Below are 17,096 nucleotides of genomic sequence, written 5' to 3'. Positions count from 1 at the left end.
GTGTCTGACCACTACAGCTGCATAGCAGCCTTCCCGACGGGAAGGGCGGTGGTGCGCCGAAAGCCGCCGAGCGTGCTGTGCCAGACTCGACAGGTGGCTTCCGAGGTCTTCGACATCGCCGTCATCGGTGCTGGTCCCGCCGGTGCATTCGCCGCGTTCCAGGCCGCCGGGCGTGGGTTCACCGTCGCTCTGGTCGACCGGGCGGTCTTCCCCCGGGACAAAACCTGCGGCGACGGGATCGGTCCGGCCGCTGTGAAGGCACTCCAAGGGGCCGGACTGAGCGGGGTGTTCGACGGGTACGCACCAGTCGACACCGTCACGGTGTTCGGCCGGAATGGAGCCCGGTCCGACAGCCCGATCCCGGATATTGGCGGCCAGCCGGCCAGCGGCTTCATCATTCCTCGGGCGGCATGGTCGTGATTCTCATGGTGGGGTTCACGACGGCGAACGGGATGTGGGGCTGTTTCAAGGCCGTCACGATGATCCGCGCCGCGACGGGCGGCGCCCCGGCCGAGTGGCTGCCGTCCCGGCCCGAGCAGCCCACGGGCGTCAGCGCGCTGCACGAGTTCTGCTGGACCACCGCCGTGATCTTCAGTGCCGGCAGTATTTCCCTGCCGACGCTGTTCGTGGTGCAGGCCGAGCTGCCGCCCGCGGCCCGCGCGATCGTCCTGGTGTTCATCGCGATCCTGGCTGTGGGCGGGCTGGTGTTGTCCACGGTGCCGATCCTGTGGCTTCGCCGCCTCGGCGGCGACCAGAAGAACCAGGTCCTGGACTCCCTGGCCGCCCCGATCGAGGAGAGCCAGGACGCCGTCCTGCACGCCGACCAGTACTCGGTGGACGACCTGCGGCGTCGGGGCGATGTGCTTGACATGGCTTTGAAGCTGCGCCGGGAGATCGCCGCGCAGAACCCGGTCCCGCTGCCCCAGCTGGTCACCCGGGGCGCCACCACCCTGGCGCTGCCGCTGCTGTTGAGCGTCCTCCAGCTGTTCGTCACCGGCATGCTCAGCTGAGCCCAGCGGATGCCGAGCCGGATCGGCCACGGCAAACGGTTGTACCGGACGCGCTCCGTACTATCGCTATGGTATATAAGGATTTTGCGAACGTGGAGGTGGCATGCCAGCGGGAGGATCAGCGGCGTCGGGCGCACGCAAGGCGCGGGAGGAGGCCTTCGCGCTGGCCCGGATGGCTAAGGCCGCCCGCGACCGCGCCGGTCGCTTCGACGCGGCCGAGGCCTCCGAACGGCTGGTCGCCGAGACCCTTCTGACCTTGACTGGGCGGGGGTGGCGGCTGCTGGTGGATCGGCAGTGGCCCGGCACCCGCGCGGCGAACGTCGACATGATCCTGATCGGTCCCGGCGGGGTGTTCGTGATCGACGTCAAGAACTGGCGGGCCATGCCGTCGGTGTCCAGCGGCCGGCTGGTGGCCGGCGACAAGGACTGGCACGGCGAGATCGGGAAGATCCTCGCGCAGGCGCGGATCGCTGAGGACGCGGTCGCGAGCCTGGGCCTGGCTCCGGTCGCCGTGCAGCCGGTCCTGGCGTTCTGCGGCCACCGGCTGGATGACAGCTTGGGCCGGGTGCTGCTGCTCGGGCAGCTGGACATCGCGCGCGCATTTGTCACTCTGCCCCGCCGGCTAACGCCGGCGCAGGTCCGAGCGGTCGCCGACCACCTGGAGGAAGTGTTCCCCGCCTACGAACCCACGGCGATCGACATACCCGGGGCCCAGGCGGCCGGCAGCATCGCCGAGGCGGCGACGCTGTTCGACGTCGAGGAGATCGCTGACGCCACGCTGCGCTCGGCGCTGGCCGCGCCGATCGAGGGCTGGATGACGTTCCTGCACCCCGACCAGGCCGCGCTGGTCAAGCGCCGGTTCACTGGTCCCGCGCGGATCAGCGGCCCGGCCGGTACCGGGAAGACCGTCGTCGGGCTGCACCGCGCCGTGCACCTGGCCCAGCACAGCCCGCACCGCGTGCTCTATGTGACGTTCGCGAACAACCTGCCCCGGATCGGCCGCACCCTGGTGGAGTGCTTCGCCCCGGCCACCGTCGACCGGATCGAGTTCACCAGCCTGCACAACCTGGCCCGTGAACTGCTCACCGAGGCGAATGTCCCGGTGCGGCTGCATGGCGACCGGGCCGGAAGTTTGATGTCCCGGGCGTGGTATCGAACCGGGAGGGAGAGCGTCCTGCCACGGCTGGAGGCCAACCCCAACTACTGGAGTGACGAGGTCGAGTACGTCATCAAAGGCCGCGGCCTGACCGACCTCAAGCAGTACCTTGCCATCGAGCGGCGCGGCCGGGGCACGATGCTGCGGGCCGAGCACCGCGAAGCCGTGTGGGCGCTGTTCGAGCACTACGAGCAGCTGCGCACCGAGGACGGTGTCCACGACTTCAACGACGTCCTGGCCCTCGCGGCGGCTGCGGTCGCCGACGGCCGCACCACCCGCCGCTACTCGGCAGTCGTCGTCGACGAGGTCCAGGACCTCACCCTGGTCGGCGTCCGGCTCCTGCACGCCCTGGTCGGCGACGCCCCCAACGGGCTGCTGCTCGTCGGCGACGGCCAGCAGGCCGTCTATCCCGGCGGATACCGCCTGTCGGAGGCGGGGATCGCCATCGCGGGGGCCCGCGGGGTGGTACTGCGCACCAACTATCGCAACGCCGAACAGATCTGGAAGACGGCGATGGCGGTCGTCGCCGACGACGCCTTCGAAGACGTCGACGAGACCCGCGCCGCCGGCCGCCGGGACGTGGAGACCACTTATCGGGACGGCGCCGTCGTCCACGTGCAAGCCCCCACCGAGGCCGAACACGACAGGCTGCTGCTCGAAGCGCTGCGGGACCTGGGCGACGGCATCGCGGACGCCGCGGTGCTGTGCGCGAGGACGAAGGACGTCGAGTATTACCTGCGCCTGCTGGCCAAGGCCGGGACCCCGGTCCAGCGCCTGGAACGCTACGACGGAGCCTCCGGCGACGGCTGCAAGGTCGGCACGTTCCACCGTGTCAAAGGCCTGGAGTTCAAGCACGTGTTCCTGCCCATCCACGACACGCTGCTGCGCGATCAGGCCGGATACTCCGGCGCGGCCTCAGAACGCAGCGAACTCATCCGCCGCCAACTGTTCGTCGCCATGACCCGCGCCCGCGACACCCTCTGGCTCGGCTCCATCCGGCCGCCGGCCAGCTAGCCAAGACGCCCGGCGTTGCGGCACCGACACCCTCTGACCCGACCGCCGACAAGCTCTGCGCACCCTTCAAGGAGACAACCCGTGTTCGTGTACCACCTCGTAGACCCCCTCGACGACTTCGGCGGCCTGACCGCGTTGCCCGACTGGTTGCGCAACGCGACGCCGGACAACACCGCGTGGGTCTTGCAGGCGGTCCTCGCCCTGCAGACCGCGGCCAAGGAGATCGGCTGGGAGGGAGAAATGCGCCACCTGCCATGGGTCGGGATCCTCGATGTCGGCAGGGAGCCCCAGCGCTACCTGGTCGTCAAGCAGGACAACAACGGCGAGACGTTCCTCGTCAGCACGGATCGGCTGTACTGGCCCGAGAACGAGATCGGTGAAGTCCACGAGACCGTGACGCCACGAATCGGAGTCTGCCACCACCCGACCTTCGACGACGACCTCGATGATGCGACGGGCTGGCCGACTCGGTGACCGGCACGGCTTCCCGTCTCACTCCTTCCCCACAAGGCAGGAGCCCTCACTCGAAGTTGACCGACATGGACCGGGCCAGGATTCGAGTGCAGGTGACGGTCACAGACCCGAGCGACAAGGGGAGGCTCCAACCGAATTTCGAGACCGACGCGATCATCTTCGGCGAGGACACGGTTGCTCTGCGGCTCGGCGGCGAGCGGGTGGACGCGCTGGAGGCATACCGGCAGGGTGCAGGTCAGCCTGTGGCGGTCTATCCCACCGCCTGGGTGAAAGTGATCACGTTCCTCCCTCGAACCCCGCTTCCTGACTCGCCGATCCACGTGCCGTGGCCTCACAGCCGCACGAGACGCGCATGTGAAGCTTGCACGCTGTGTGTCGGTACTTGGACCAGGGACCGAGGACGCGGACGGCTATCCTGTCGCGGTGAAGGCGGCCAGCTTGTCGGGGTTGTTCAGCGCGATCCCGGCATACTCGTCCACCACGGTCGGCGCGACGCCTGGAGAGTCCTGCCGGTCGACGCCGCTGTGCGCGTCCAGCACAACCGGCCCGTAGTAGGTGCGGCCGTAGACGGCGCCGTGCCCGACCCCCGTCACCCACAGCGCAGTCCGATTCGCCGCAGTGTCCGGCAACGTCCACAGCTGCTTGCCGGTGACCGCGTCGAACCCGACGACGAAATCCTCCCCGGTGATAGTCGGGGTGCACACGGTCGACGACAGGCCGTCGAACGCGCACGAGGAGTACTTGAGCGGCGCGGTCGGCTGGGGTGCCGGTCCGGGAGTCGAGGAAGCTGTAGCGCGGGACTGTCGGGACTGTAAATTCAGCTTTGACAGACCCACTGCCGGTGGCCGCGGGTAATTCGACGCTACGTCGGATCGAGTTCGTCACCAGAGCGGCGAGCCAGGCTGTGCTCAAGTTGGCGCGCGATTCGAGACCCTGCGTCCGACCACGGCCGCGAACGGAACCACGCCGAATCCGGCCAACGCCCCAGCGCCTTACGCTGCAGTTACAGCGATCGCTCGGTGGCGCGCAGCGCGCGGGACAAGACGCCGCTCACCGGGTTCGTATACAGCCCGGCTGTGATGGCTGTGGTGGCGTGACCGGCGAGCATCGAGACGTCGGTGAGTGGCAGATGCCAGTCGTTCAACGCGGTGGTGCAGAACACGTGCCGCAGACTGTGCCAAGTCCACGCGTTGCCTCGATCAGCCCAACCTGCTGCGGCGCGTGCAGGGCCGAGGACCTGTCGTGTGAAGTTCGAGGCGCGTAGCAAGCCGCCGCGCGGCGCGGGAAACACCAACGAGGCCGTGCCGCCTTTCCCCGACCCGACGTCGTCGAGTTCGCGCAGCCTTCGATCGATCATCGCCCCCAGCGGGTAGCCCCTCGGGGTGACCGCCGGGTAGACCGTGGTACGGGCCTTGCCGCCTTTCGGCGCGGACTGCCTGATTCTGCCACGGAACTCCGAAGCCTGCTCGACAACCTGAATCGCTCTGGCCTCCGCATCGACACGGTTCGCACGCAGCGCCGCCATCTCGCCGAAGCGCAGTCCGGAACATGCGGCCAGGTGGACTGCAAGCTCCAGCTGCCAGGAATGGCGGGCCGCGAGCGCTGCGGCGAGCGCGGCGACCTCGCCATGGCCTGGAATCTGGTCGGGTTCGATGAATACCGCCGAGCACCCGTGCACGGCACCGCCGGACCGGCCCACGGCGACGATGCCGTCGCGCCAGTCGACGGAGGACAGCGACGTGTCGGCCAGGAAGCCTCCGTCCAGTCCTGCACGAACGAGACCGCCGATGACAGCCGCCAGCCGCGTCGCTGTGGTCGCGCTGGCGGGGGATCCCACCAAGGCGCGCAACAGGTTTGCCGTGACGTCGCCGCATCGCAGCTCGGCCGCGTGCGGCAGTATGTGGTTGTTGATGAGCACTTCCACCGACTCGCGGTAGGACGGCGCCCACTTCACCGTCTCGATCGCGCAGGTGAGCGCGGGTGCGACAGATCCGGCACGGCGCGAGCCGTTGGCCCTTGAGGTCCCTGGATACCAGACCGGGAAGCGGCAGACACGCTGGGCGGACGGCAAGCGACGCAAGATCGAGGACGTGCTCGCCGTCTTGTTCGAGGAACTTGAACTTCAGGCCGGGCAGGCGGCCCAGCGGAAGATCGACGAACAACAAGCGGAGGACGAGCGACGCCAGCAGTGGCAAGCGGCGATGGCGAAAGCCAGGGAGGCGGCAACCTTAGCGTTCTATATCAAGACCCTTGAGAAACAGCACAAACAGTGGCGCGAGGCTGAACGGCTTCGCGAATACTTGGCTGCGGTCGATGCCCGTGTCGCGCAGGCGGTGGCGGACGAGGATCCTGGAGTGAAGAAGGCCCAAGAGTGGATGATCTTCGTGAAGGCGTACATCATGACACTTGACCCTTTGAGCGGCCTCCCCACCATGCCGGATCCGCCGGCGCTGACGAACGACGACCTGAAGCCCTTTCTGGGACGTTGGAGCCCATACGGACCAGGCTGATTGCATTCTGCCAGGTAGGTCCATCCGGGACCCTGAGATTCGCCCTCTGGCCAATCTTGGTGAACGCGATCGTCTCGTCGACGACTTGGCGCATCAGGTGTGAGGGTTCTGATGCTCCTCTGTCCGTGACAGAATTTGATCGTTCTCGTAGCGCCTACCACGACGAAAGGGGATTCGTGTCGCGTGCCGAACCTGAGGACCAGCCCATCGGCCAAGTCGGTGGTGCTACCGCGAACGAGATTTCGGGGAGGGTCTCGGGACATGTGATCCAAGCACGGTCCATCGCCGGTGGCGTTCATTTCCACGCGCCGACGTCCTGGGGTCCAGTCCCGCGGCAGCTGTCCGCGCGAGTGGCGTCGTTCGTGAACCGTTCGGCTGAGCTTGCAGCGCTTGACCGGCACGCTGCCGAAGCCGGACCGGGAATCGCCGTGATCGCCGGCGGTCCGGGCTCGGGAAAGACCGCGCTGGCACTGCATTGGGCACACCGAACCCGAGCCTAGTTCCCCGACGGCGACTTGTTCGTGAACCTGCGCGGATACGACGCTGGCCCACCACTGTCGACGGACTGGGTACTGGACGGTTTCCTACGAGCGCTGAACGTCCCGCCCGGACACATTCCTGCGGCCACCGATGCCAAGGCCGCGCTGTATCGGTCGCTGCTGGCCGAGCGCAGGATCCTGATCGTGCTGGACAACGCCGCCGACGCCGAACAGGTGCGGGCGCTCTTACCCTGATCGGACGGTTGCGCCACAGTGATCACGAGTCGCAGCCGCTTGGCCGGGCTCACAGCTCGCGAGGGCGCGGCCCGGATGGATCTGTCAGCGCTTCCCGAAGCCGAAGCGCTGGAGCTGCTTCGAGCAGTGGCTGGCGCTGAACGGATCGATGAGACGCCGAACGCAGCCGCCCAGCTCGCAGTGCTCTGCGGGTACCGAGCCCGGCCCAGGCAGACCCGTACAACAAGAACCTCACTGATGCCCAGCGCACGTTCTTCCCGCTGACCGACCAGGTGCTGTTCAAACACCTGAGCCGACAGGCTGGCGAGCCCGACCGCGAAGACCTGCATGCCGGGCTCTACCCGATGCTGGCTGACGACCGCTGCCAGCTGCTGGTCGCGGATTTCGACGGCAAGGACGGCTCGGATTGGCGCGACGACGCGGTGGCGTTCCACGCCGCTTGCCGCGCGCACGCCGTCCCGGCGCATGTCGAGATCAGCCGCTCCGGCGCCGGAGCCCACGTGTGGATCTTCTTCGAAGGCCCCGTGGACGCGGCGACCGCGCGCGCGATGGGCCTGGGTTTGGTACGACAGGCGATCGGCGCCCGCCCCGGCATGTCGTTGAACAGCTACGACCGGCTGTTCCCGGCTCAGGACTTCCTCCCGGTCAACGCCAAGGGCGGATTCCGATTCGGGAACCTGATTGCGTTGCCGCTGCATGGCAGATCCCGCGCCGCCGGGACCTGCGTGTTCGTCGATCCCGGCACCTGGGCGGTCCACGGCGACCAGTTCGCCTATCTGGCCGCCGCCGAAAGGCTGTCGCCGCTGCGCGCGGCTGAGTTGGCCGAGCATCTGGGCCAGATCGACGCTGGACCTGCACCGGCCGACTCCCCGATGCCGGCCCGGCCGCGCCGCAGCCAACTCGGAAAAGCCCCGGCAGTCGTCCACGCCCGATCCGGAGCCATGCTCACGATCGCCACCGTCGGCATGGCGCCCCAACTGCTCGCCGCGATCAAGCACGCGTCCTCGTTCTTCAACCCCGAGTTCTTCCGCAAACAGGCCCAGCGGTTTTCCACCTGGAACGAGCCACGCCTGATCCGCCGGTTCAACGACACCGACCCCGACTACATCGTTGTGCCCCGCGGGCTGCGCGACGAGGCGGCGAAACTGATCGCTGCGGCCGGAGGTGAGTTGGCCGTCACCGATGAACTGCCCTGCCAGACCGAGATCGACCCCCGCTTCACCGGCACCCTCACCGAACCGCAACAACGCGCCGTCAAGGCTATGAGTGCCCACGACGCCGGCGTGCTGCAGGCTCCCACGGGCTTCGGTAAGACGGTGGTGGCCTGCGCCTTGATCGAACACTATCGACAGAGGACCGCGATCGTGGTGAACCGGGCCGAACTCGTGGCCCAGTGGACTGAGCGGCTGCGCCAGTTCCTCGACCTGCCCGGTACGGCCGTCGGAACTCTCGGGGCCGGGAAGGATCGCCGCGGCTTTGCCGTGGATGTCGTCATGCTGCAGTCCCTGGCCCGCCGCGACGCTGCCGAGCACCTGCTCGACGACTACGGTTTGGTGATCGTCGACGAGTGCCACTGCGTCGCCGCACCCGCGGCCGAGGCCGTCCTCCAAGCCGCCAAGGTCGGCCGTTGGATCGGCCTGTCAGCCACCCCATATCGCGCCGACTCGATGGACCCCCTGATCACCATGTTGCTCGGGCCGATCCGCCACGAAGCCGACGACACCAACCCCCTGGCCAAGCACCTGATCGTGCATCCCACAGCTTTCCGCACCGCCGAGACTGGCACCGACGGCGCCGCCATCCAGGCCGTGTACTCCGAACTCGCCGCCGATCCGGACCGCAATGCCCTGATCGCCGCCCACCTTGCCGACGCCCACGTTCGCGGACGACGCGTCCTGGCGCTGGCCAACCGCGTCGAACACCTCGCCGCCGTTGCCGACGCTTTGAGTATGCACGGCGTCGCAGCCATGCAGCTGCATGGCGGACTGCCGCCAGCCGAGCGCACCCGCGTTCGCTCCGCCATGTCGGCGGCCCACCTCGGCCCGCTGGTCGTCCTGGCCATCGACAAGATCGCAGGCGAAGGGCTCGACGCCGATCTGGACGCACTGTTCCTGATGAACCCCGTGTCGTTCAAAGGGCGCGTCATCCAACAGGTCGGGCGGATCATGCGCACTGGCCCCGGCAAGACCAACATCGAAGTCCACGACTACCTCGATGCCGCGGTGCCGAGGCTGGAGCGCAACCACCACAAGCGCCGGCGTCTGTTGGAAAAGCGAGGCTTCACTGTCACGAGCGCCCCTCGATCCACAGCCGCCACCCGACGACCGGCCGTGCCGGTCACCGCTGCACCACACCCTGGACGACCTGGACCCGCCGAACACACCGAACCCACTGCCTCCGAAGTGCGTGCCTGGGCCCACGCTGCGAACATCCCGGTTTCTCTGCGCGGCCGGATCAGCGCCGACCTGCGGCAGGCATACCGCGACGCACACCGTGTGGAGGATCAATGCCCTCCCACAGGCTACCGCTCCGGACCTGGCAGCGGTCTTCGTTGAGGGCGATCGCCTGCGGACGAGCAACCACCGCACCGAGTCGTTCTCGTCGACCGGGGCGGAAGGATCATCCGTCAACAGCAGGCGGAAGGTCGCCGCAGGGCGCAGTGGCTTGACCGCGAGTCTGGCAGCGGGGACTATCGCCAGCTCGTACGCCTGTACTGCGGTAATGTCCCAAGCGGCCGGCGAGTCGAGTTCGACCTCCCAGTACCAGGGGATACCGGCTGGTCCATCTTCCACACCCGCCGCTTAGGGGTACAGAACCTCGCCCTGAGCGACGTCGCCAAACTGGTCGGACACTCGAACATTCGCATTACGCAGAAACCTACCCGGGCACGATCGCCGGAATCCTGGAGTGCGTCTTCGGACACACTAAGACACCGGACCCCGATCGGGACTCCGGCCGCGCCAAGCATCCGCTGGCCGACATTCAAGCGCGAGGAGACTTCAACGACGCCGAGCGTCGACGCTCCAGCCCTCCCCAAGCCAGGAGACGTCCACGTGGGGCCTCTCGCATGCGACAGACCGGCCGGATCGCAGTAGCACGGTCATGACGTCGCCCGCAACGCTTTGATTGCCAGTACCGGACGGACAACGACTGGGGTTCTCCTCCAGCGACAGTACAGAACGGGTCGCCCTCACGGACATGCGCCGACTGCGACCTCGATGTGGGCGTCCTTGACGTGGCCCGAAGCGGGTTCCGCTCGTAGGCCATCTTCAGCAGCATACGCATGAGGAGGAGCTTCGGATCGATGTAGCTTCGGCACTGCCCGGCCAGCTTGGCCCGCCGCAGCGGGCGGGGCCGGTCGCCGACCTGCAGTGCATGTTCGCCAGTAGCGGGTCGGTCAGGTATTCCGCGGCCACCCCGGCGTTGACCAGCCCGGAGATTGAACATGCGCATGCGGTCCCCCGTTTTCGAGGTGTTCGCGCCGTTCACGATCTGCTGCATGTGCCAGGTCTCGATGTCCCGGCACTTGACGTGCCCGATCACTGCCGCCCCGGACCCCGTTTACGTTGCGCCTCCCGCCCACGATGTCCAGTACGTCGCAGCGGCTGGGAGCACTCGGTGTGCGGTGGGCGGGGTCGGTGCGTGCGCATGCGTGGGGCAGGCCCGTTCGGGTCGCCGGTCGCGTCGGCCGTGGATTCATGCTTTGGACCGTCTGCAGCGGCAGCGGCGGCGTGACCCGAAACCAACACATGCCGCTCGAGGTCGGTATCAGTGTGCGATCTGCGCTGGGTCGGCCGGATCCAGGTCGGCAGCGGCCTGTGATTGCTCATGGCGGGTGTGTCTTTCGTGTGGTTCGACCGCGCCCCGAGCCGTCGCGAGGGCAGTTGCCCTGAAGCGATTATGCACAGCTGTTCATGGTTCTTCGATCATTGCGCCGTTTCAGTCGACACGTGTCCTCAACTGGCGATTCGCCCGAGCCGCGTCTTCTGAAACTCGGCCTGCGTATCCGGCAGCTGCGGGAGGAACAGGACCTCAGTCTCGAAGAACTCGCCCATCGCAGCGACCTGAGCTTCCGCGGTTTGATCTACATCGAGCATGGACGCCGGAACGCCGGGGTGCCGACGCTCCTGAAGATCGCCGACGGGCTCGGCATCTCACCGGCTGACCTCTTCGGTCCAGGATGGTCGAAGGGTGCCGTGAACGGATCCGCGTCAGAACCCGGATGAGGAAGCGGGCCGCGCCGCACGTCGGTTGACGGCGCGGCCCTGAGCGTTCTTAGATCCGGCAGATCCGGTCTTCGGAACCCGGCTTGTCGGGGAACTGTGCGGCGCCGGTCTTGTCGAACGCCCGCTGCAGCGTTCCTGCGACGCTGCCGAGATACATCTCGATGGTAATCCTCGTGCTGGAGTGGCCGGCCAGGGCCGCGACGTCGGTGACGTCCAGGCCCCAGTCGTTGAGCGCCGTGGTGCAGAACAGGTGGCGCATCGAATGCCACGTCCACACCCGCCGGTCCTCGGCGTCCCGCCAGCGCGCCAAGCGGCAGGCGGGGACTGCGACGCGGTTGTCGAAGTTCGACGGCCAGAAGTGCCCGCGCGGCGCAGGGAACATCAGGCCCATCGGGTTGCGCCCCTCCACCTGCTCGGTGACGGCCTCCTCGGCCCGCCTGCGCATCGCCTCCGCGAGCCGATAGCCGGTTGGCGTCTCGGCCGGGTAGATCGTGGTGCGCCGCTTGCCGCCTTTGGGCGGGACACGCAGCAACTTGCCGTCGACCTCGATGACCTGCCAGGCTACGGAGATGGTCCGCCGCAGCACCGCGGCATAACTCGCCTCCAAGGCGAGTAGCTCGCCGATGCGCAGGCCGCTGTAGGCGGCCGCGTACGGCATCAGCTCGTGCCACCACGGGGCCAGGCGTTTGCGGATCATCGACGACCCGAGGGCTGCGACCGACTCGTGGCCGGGGATCTCGTCGGCGTTCACGAACTCGCCGCTCTGCCCGGCCACCGACACCGTCTGCTCGGGCCGGGCGCGGTCTCCGGGCTGCCAATGCACCATCGCCAGCCGCGGGTTGGTCAGGTAGTCCGCCTTGATCCCGGCCTTGACTATCGAGCCGATCGTCTTGGCCACCCGCCGTCCGCCGTCGGCAGTGTTGGGTGCGTTGACCGCGGCCTGCATGTGCGCGACCCGGATCTTGTCGCGCTTGACGCTGGCGATCACCGGGAGGATGTAGTTCTCGCAGTACCGGCGCTGCTTGGACGCATACGACGGCGCCCAACCCTTGCCGACGGGGTGCCGGTCGGCCGACAGGTAGCGCGTGACCAGGGCCGCGCCGAGCTCCTCGGTCAGCGTCGCCTCGAAGGACAGGCGCGCCTTCACCGGCTCCAGCTTTGCCGCCAGCGTCTCCTCGTCGCGGGCCCGGCGGAAGCGACGCTTGTCGTCCAGGTCGTAGAACAGGGCCCGCCAGTCCTCGTCCTCGTTGCGCGGCGGGTAGATGGTGATCCCCTCGGGGGGGTCACGATGATGTCGGGGTCGGCCGGCCTCTTGTCCTTCACGCGGCGGCCCCGCCCCGGCGTCGAGGGGATCGTCCTGGATGCCAGGAACGCCTCCACCGCCGGCCGCGGCCACCGGTAACAGGAGCTCGACAGCCGCACCGGGTCCGGGAACCCCGGGCTGTGCGTCAGGGCGTAGGCCGCGCTTCGCCCGAGGCGGAGCAGGGCGCGCAGGTCGTTGATGCTCAGGTACTCGTCCATGGGCGGGACCGTCCGCAGGTGCCCCCGGCTCCGCATGGTCGACATGGCGACCGCCGCGCTGGGGGGAACGGAATGATTACGGCCCCGGCCTGCTCGTTCTCTGACACGCGTCGGCCGGTCTGCTGTGTCATTTTGTGTCACCGCGGGTGGCAAATACGGGCCCTCCGGGCATGGAAAAACCCCTTCCGATTTGCGTTTCCGCAGACCAGAAGGGGTTTCGACGGTCGGGCTGACAGGATTTGAACCTGCGACCCCCTGACCCCCAGTCAGGTGCGCTACCAAGCTGCGCTACAGCCCGCCGCCCGCATCAGCGGGCAGGAAGACCATACCGCACCCGGGGCCTGCGAATCACATCGGTTAGCGTCCCCCGGGGTGGCGCGTCGTCCTGGTTCCTGTGGTCCTGTTTTCCGCGGTCCTGCTTCTCGCCGTCCTACTTCTTGCGGTCCTTGTTCTTCTGGCGGACCTTGACCGAGATTTGGATCGGGGAGCCGACGAAGCCGAACTCCTCGCGCAGGCGGCGTTCGATGAAGCGGCGGTAGCCGGCTTCGATGAAGCCGCTGGCGAATAGGACGAAGCGGGGTGGGCGGGTGGCGGCCTGGGTGCCGAACAGGATGCGGGGTTGTTTGCCGCCGCGGAGGGGGTGCGGGTGCTCGGCTACCAGGGTGCCGAGGAAGGCGTTGAGTTTGCCGGTGGGGACGCGGGTTCCCCAGCCTTCCAGGGCCTGTTCCAGGGCCGGGACTAGCTTGTCGACGTGGCGGCCGGTGCGGGCGGCTAGGTTGACGCGGGGGGCCCAGCGGACTTGGACCAGGTCGCGTTCGATTTCGCGTTCCAGGTAGTAGCGGCGTTCCTCGTCCATGAGGTCCCACTTGTTGTAGGCGATGACCAGGGCTCGGCCGGCTTCGGCGACCATGGTGATGATGCGGAGGTCCTGTTCGGTCAGGGAGTCGCTGGCGTCGACCAGGACTACTGCGACTTCGGCCTTCTCGATGGCGCCCTGGGTGCGCAGGGAGGCGTAGAAGTCGGCGCCGTAGGTTTGGTTGACGCGGCGGCGGATGCCTGCGGTGTCGACGAAGCGCCAGGTTTTGCCGCCCAGTTCGATCAGTTCGTCCACCGGGTCGCGGGTGGTGCCGGCGGTGGCGTCGACGACTACGCGTTCCTCGCCGGCCAGTTTGTTCAGCAGTGAGCTCTTGCCGACGTTGGGCTTGCCGACCAGGGCCACGCGGCGGGGGCCGCCCATCAGCGCGCCGAAGCGGACCGCCGGGGTCTGCGGGAGGGCCTCCAGGACCGCGTCCAGGAGGTCGCCGGAGCCGCGGCCGTGCAGGGCCGAGACCGGGTGGGGCTCGCCCAGGCCCAGGTTCCACAGTGCCGCGGCCTCGGCCTCCGTGCGCTCGTCGTCCACCTTGTTCGCGACCAGTACCACCGGCTTGCCGGCCCGGCGCAGGACCCGGACCACCGCTTCGTCGGTGTCGGTGATGCCGACTGTGGCGTCCACCACGAACATCACCGCGTCGGCGGCGTTGATGGCGGCCTCGGCCTGGAAGGCGACGGCCTTGGCCATGCCCTCCACGTCCCGTTCCCAGCCGCCGGTGTCGACCAGCGTGAAGCGGCGGCCGTTCCAGTGCGCGTCGTAGGACACCCGGTCGCGGGTGACGCCGGGCACGTCCTGCACCACGGCCTCGCGGCGGCCCAGGATGCGGTTGACCAGCGTGGACTTGCCGACGTTGGGGCGGCCGACGACGGCCAGCACCGGCAGCCGGACACCCTCGCCCTCACCGCGTTCCCAGTCCTCCGAGTCGAGTCCTTCGGCGTAGGCCTCGTAGTCGAAGTCCTCGTCGAAGTACTCCTCGGCGGTGACGCCGCCGGCGCCGGTTTCGGCTTCGGCGACGTCGCCGGGAGTGTAGTCCTCGGTCTCGGGCTGCATCAGGGATTCCTCGTGTCTTCAGTGGAAGCGTGCTGCCGTGCCGGCGGCCCCGCACGCAGGCGGGGCCGCCGGGTCCGGCTGTGTCTAATTGTCGCGCCCGGTGAGCTGCTTGGCGTACTGCACGTGCGCCGCCAGGCGGACCCGCAGGTCCTCGCTGATGGCGGCGATCTTCTGCCGCCGGCCCAGGCCCTCGGACCCCTGGGTCAACTCCGCCAGCGTCACCGGTGTTCCGTACACCAGGTCCAGGTGGGAGCGCGGGGTCGGCAGCGAGCCGACCGTCTTGCCGTTGGTAGCCGTGCCCAGGCAGGCCACCGGCAGGATCGGGGCACCGGTGGCCAGCGCGAAGTAGGCCAGGCCGTTGTGTACCGACTCGAACTCCCCGGTGGTGCGGGTGCCCTCGGGGAACACCCCCAGGACGCCGCCGGAGCGCAGGGTGGCCAGCGCGGATTGGATCGCCGCGCGGTCCGGGTGGTCCCGGTCGACCGGGATCTGCCCCAACGCCAGCAGTATCGGGCCCAGCGGGCCGACGAACATCTCCTTCTTGACCAGGAAGTGCACCGGTCGCGGCGCCACGCCGGCGATCAGCGGGCCGTCCAGGAAGCCGGTGTGGTTGCCGGCCAGCAGCAGCGGGCCGTCGGTCGGGACGTTCTCGGTGTTGTGCTGGGTGACGTGCCACAGCGAGTGCATCAGCGGTACGCCGATGCGGTGGGCGCGCTTGGCGCCGCGCGCGCTGGGCGGCGTGTGGTTGTGCGGGCCGGCGGACCGGTCCCGGTCCCGGTCGTGGCCTGGGCTCGGGACTGGGCCTGGGCCTGGGCCGCGCGTGGCGTCGGCGACCCGGCCGCGCCAGGGGACCGACGGTCGGTGCGGCATGTCTCGGAGAACCTTCATCTGGTGAGTCCCACCCCTTGGGAGGCGGCGTTCGGCGCGGAGCCCTGGGCCGCGTGGATGACGATGCCGGCGACCTGGTCGATCACCTGCTCCAGGGTCAGCTCGGTGGCGTCGACCACCACCGCCCCCGGCGCCGCTTCCAGCGTGTTGGTCCGGTTGTCGACGCTGTCGCGGCGGGTCAGCGCCTCGCGGGTGGCCGCCACGGTCCCGGCCCCGCCGCCGTTCTCGGTGTTGCGGCGGGCGGCCCGGGCGTCTTCGGAGGCGGTCAGGTAGATCTTGGCGCCGGCGTCCGGGGCCACCACCGAGGCGATGTCCCGGCCCTCGACCACGATCCCGCCGGCCCCGATGAGCTCCCGTTGCAGCGCGATCAGCCGGGCCCGCACCTCCGGCACCGCCGCCACCGCGCTCACCGCGCCGGTGACGTCGGCCTCCCGGATCGCCACCGCCACGTCGTGCCCGTCCACGCTGATCGCCGGCGCCGCCGGATCGGTCCCCGAGCCGATCGCCGGCGCCCCGGCGTCGGCCGCCACCGCGGCCGGGTCGGTGGTGTCGATCTTGTTCTGCAGCATCCAGTAGGTCATCGCCCGGTACTGCGCGCCGGTGTCCAGGTAGCGCAGCCCCAGGCGCGCGGCGACCCCGCGCGACACGCTCGACTTGCCCGACCCCGACGGACCGTCGATCGCGACGACCATCCGGGACAGGGTGTGCTGGCTGGGCAGCGGCATGCGGTTGACTCCAAGCGACGTGATCAGCGACCGGGACCTGCGGCCCATCAAGAGTATCTGGTGGCCGGGCTCACGGGTTTCCCATTAGCCCCGAGCGGCCCGGGGTTGATTGGATGGGTCATCGGATATTCGGCGGTGGTTCGCGTGCTTGGCGCGCGAACACCGCCGATGCGTTTTTTCGAGGACTTTGGCGGCATCGGCGATCGGAAGGCGAGGTGTACGGCAGTGGACTGGATCGTCCTGGTCGTCTCGGGGCGCATGGAAGCGGTCTGGGCGACCGCGTTGGGCAAGTCCGAGGGCCTGCACCGGCTGGGCCCGACCGCCGTCTTCGGCCTGGGCGTGCTGTTGAGCATGGCGGGGCTGGCCTACGCGCTGCGCACGCTCCCGGTCGGCACCGGCTATGCCGTCTGGGTGGGCATCGGCGCGGTGCTGACGGTGGCCTACGGGATGGTGTTCGACGGCGAGACGGTGTCGGTGGGGAAGGTGCTGCTGCTGGCCGGGATCGTCGGATGTGTGATTGGTCTCAAAATGCTGCACTGAGTACTGGACCGAGAACTGCACCGAGTACTGCGCTGATCGCCGCGCTGACGGCTCGCGGCCGCGCGCCGAGGATGTCACGGGACGTACTTGGCCAGCTACGATCGGGTCCGTGATCAGAACCCTGATCACGGACCCGACGTATGTGGGGAGCGCGGGCTATGGAGCTGGAGCCCACTTTGCTGTTGGTGGGGGCGGTGAAGGCGGCGGCCAACGCCGGGGCCGCGGAGATCGGGAAGAAGACCGGGTCGGCGGTCGCGGAGCGGACCAAGGGGCTGCTGGTCCGGATGCATATGGCTCGGCGGGGCGACGAAGCGGGCGCGCAGGTAGTTGATGACGGTCTGCTGGGTCGAGACGTCGAAGTGGCAGCCCTCCTGCGA

General features: G+C 68.6%; 16 protein-coding genes and 1 tRNA gene. 10 read left to right on the top strand and 7 right to left on the bottom strand.

All coding sequences use genetic code 11. The annotated features are described in order from the left end of the window. Positions 1-93: 93 nt before the first annotated feature. From IZR01_RS21655 to IZR01_RS21640, 4 genes are all read left to right on the top strand, one after another. Positions 94-420, top strand: a complete 327-nt coding sequence (locus IZR01_RS21655; protein ID WP_323746340.1) for an NAD(P)/FAD-dependent oxidoreductase — start codon at positions 94-96, stop codon at positions 418-420. Then, positions 411-1,010 carry a hypothetical protein gene (locus tag IZR01_RS21650; protein WP_194894617.1) on the top strand — a complete coding sequence of 200 codons (600 nt, stop codon included), beginning with the start codon at positions 411-413 and terminating at the stop codon, positions 1,008-1,010. The genes IZR01_RS21655 and IZR01_RS21650 overlap by 10 nt, the downstream gene beginning before the upstream one ends. A gap of 103 nt (positions 1,011-1,113) precedes the next feature. Then, entirely contained in the window at positions 1,114-3,180 is a 2,067-nt protein-coding gene (locus tag IZR01_RS21645) for a nuclease-related domain-containing DEAD/DEAH box helicase (RefSeq protein WP_194924915.1), read from the top strand. An 81-nt stretch (positions 3,181-3,261) separates the two neighbouring features. Beyond that, a complete protein-coding gene (locus IZR01_RS21640; RefSeq protein ID WP_194894618.1) occupies positions 3,262-3,654 on the top strand; it encodes a hypothetical protein in 393 nt (130 codons plus the stop codon). Between the two features lie 410 nt (positions 3,655-4,064). Here IZR01_RS21640 and IZR01_RS21635 read toward each other — a convergent pair whose 3' ends face one another. Both IZR01_RS21635 and IZR01_RS21630 read right to left on the bottom strand, forming a co-directional pair. Then, the gene (locus IZR01_RS21635) at positions 4,065-4,358 is read right to left on the bottom strand and encodes a hypothetical protein (protein ID WP_194894619.1); all 294 of its coding nucleotides are present in this window, start codon (positions 4,356-4,358) and stop codon (positions 4,065-4,067) included. A 299-nt stretch (positions 4,359-4,657) separates the two neighbouring features. Further along, entirely contained in the window at positions 4,658-5,578 is a 921-nt protein-coding gene (locus IZR01_RS21630; RefSeq protein WP_194894620.1) for a tyrosine-type recombinase/integrase, read from the bottom strand. Between the two features lie 46 nt (positions 5,579-5,624). On the opposite strand from IZR01_RS21630, the gene IZR01_RS21625 reads away from it, so the two are divergent. From IZR01_RS21625 to IZR01_RS21610, 4 genes are all read left to right on the top strand, one after another. Further along, a complete protein-coding gene (locus IZR01_RS21625; protein WP_194894621.1) occupies positions 5,625-6,164 on the top strand; it encodes a hypothetical protein in 540 nt (179 codons plus the stop codon). Between the two features lie 521 nt (positions 6,165-6,685). Then, a complete protein-coding gene (locus tag IZR01_RS21620; protein ID WP_194924914.1) occupies positions 6,686-6,898 on the top strand; it encodes a hypothetical protein in 213 nt (70 codons plus the stop codon). 185 nt (positions 6,899-7,083) lie between these two features. After that, positions 7,084-9,453, top strand: coding sequence for a TOTE conflict system archaeo-eukaryotic primase domain-containing protein (locus IZR01_RS21615; protein WP_438939702.1), 2,370 nt, complete (start codon positions 7,084-7,086; stop codon positions 9,451-9,453). A gap of 1,359 nt (positions 9,454-10,812) precedes the next feature. Further along, the gene (locus tag IZR01_RS21610) at positions 10,813-11,124 is read left to right on the top strand and encodes a helix-turn-helix domain-containing protein (RefSeq protein WP_228555888.1); all 312 of its coding nucleotides are present in this window, start codon (positions 10,813-10,815) and stop codon (positions 11,122-11,124) included. A gap of 49 nt (positions 11,125-11,173) precedes the next feature. Here the strand turns inward: IZR01_RS21610 and IZR01_RS53395 are convergent, their stop codons facing one another. The 5 genes from IZR01_RS53395 to cmk form a co-directional block, all read right to left on the bottom strand. Further along, positions 11,174-12,520, bottom strand: a complete 1,347-nt coding sequence (locus IZR01_RS53395; RefSeq protein WP_194924912.1) for a tyrosine-type recombinase/integrase — start codon at positions 12,518-12,520, stop codon at positions 11,174-11,176. A 349-nt stretch (positions 12,521-12,869) separates the two neighbouring features. Then, positions 12,870-12,943 (bottom strand) — tRNA-Pro (locus IZR01_RS21600). Between the two features lie 132 nt (positions 12,944-13,075). Continuing rightward, complete coding sequence (gene der, locus IZR01_RS21595; protein WP_194898703.1) at positions 13,076-14,566, bottom strand: ribosome biogenesis GTPase Der; 1,491 nt, start codon at positions 14,564-14,566, stop codon at positions 13,076-13,078. A gap of 84 nt (positions 14,567-14,650) precedes the next feature. Further along, positions 14,651-15,436, bottom strand: a complete 786-nt coding sequence (locus IZR01_RS21590; RefSeq protein WP_194924911.1) for a lysophospholipid acyltransferase family protein — start codon at positions 15,434-15,436, stop codon at positions 14,651-14,653. Between the two features lie 14 nt (positions 15,437-15,450). Beyond that, a complete protein-coding gene (cmk, locus tag IZR01_RS21585) occupies positions 15,451-16,179 on the bottom strand; it encodes a (d)CMP kinase (RefSeq protein WP_194924910.1) in 729 nt (242 codons plus the stop codon). A gap of 225 nt (positions 16,180-16,404) precedes the next feature. Between cmk and IZR01_RS21580 the strand changes: the two genes are divergently transcribed. Continuing rightward, positions 16,405-16,719, top strand: a complete 315-nt coding sequence (locus IZR01_RS21580; RefSeq protein WP_194924909.1) for a DMT family transporter — start codon at positions 16,405-16,407, stop codon at positions 16,717-16,719. Positions 16,720-16,877: 158 nt separating this feature from the next. Continuing rightward, a partial coding sequence (locus IZR01_RS21575) for a hypothetical protein (protein WP_194924908.1) occupies positions 16,878-17,096 on the top strand: 219 nt, incomplete at its 3' end.

This window comes from Catenulispora pinisilvae (assembly GCF_015356865.1).
Taxonomy (GTDB): Bacteria; Actinomycetota; Actinomycetes; order Streptomycetales; family Catenulisporaceae; genus Catenulispora; species Catenulispora pinisilvae.
Note: the sequence above shows the minus strand (reverse complement) of the source record. Positions and strands in the feature narration are given on the sequence as shown.

Excerpts from the sequence above, each read along its gene's own strand:
- IZR01_RS21645 (WP_194924915.1), top strand. The coding sequence starts at position 1,114 with ATGCCAGCGGGAGGATCAGCGGCGTCGGGCGCACGCAAGGCGCGGGAG.
- der (WP_194898703.1), bottom strand. The coding sequence starts at position 14,566 with ATGCAGCCCGAGACCGAGGACTACACTCCCGGCGACGTCGCCGAAGCC.
- cmk (WP_194924910.1), bottom strand. The coding sequence starts at position 16,179 with ATGCCGCTGCCCAGCCAGCACACCCTGTCCCGGATGGTCGTCGCGATC.
- IZR01_RS21590 (WP_194924911.1), bottom strand. The coding sequence starts at position 15,436 with ATGCCGCACCGACCGTCGGTCCCCTGGCGCGGCCGGGTCGCCGACGCC.
- IZR01_RS21650 (WP_194894617.1), top strand. The coding sequence starts at position 411 with ATGGTCGTGATTCTCATGGTGGGGTTCACGACGGCGAACGGGATGTGG.
- IZR01_RS21610 (WP_228555888.1), top strand. The coding sequence starts at position 10,813 with ATGGTTCTTCGATCATTGCGCCGTTTCAGTCGACACGTGTCCTCAACT.